The 247-nt window shown below is 33.6% G+C and carries 1 pseudogene; it reads left to right on the plus strand.

What is annotated here, in order from left to right:
• Positions 1-15 precede the first annotated feature (15 nt).
• Positions 16-247, plus strand: a pseudogene (locus AOA61_RS31735) (hypothetical protein); the annotation flags it as partial.

Genomic DNA, 247 nt, shown 5'->3' on the forward strand with positions numbered 1-247 from the left:
GGGTAAGGTGACAGGATGAAAATTATAGAACTAACCTTCATATTCTCTGCTTTATGCTTCCTTATTGGTTGTCATACTGAAACAGTGAGCGAAAATGAAAATGAAGTATCACCAGTTCACTATGAAAATAACTATTCGACTCCAGTTTCTTTTCTTTTTTCTAATGACGAACGCATAGAAGAAGAATCTAGCTATTATGATGCCTTATTGAATTTTCAAAGAAAGCATCCTGAATATCTTAGTACAG

This window comes from Pseudomonas sp. 2995-1, assembly GCF_002742505.1.
GTDB classification, from domain to species: domain Bacteria; phylum Pseudomonadota; class Gammaproteobacteria; order Pseudomonadales; family Pseudomonadaceae; genus Aquipseudomonas; species Aquipseudomonas sivasensis.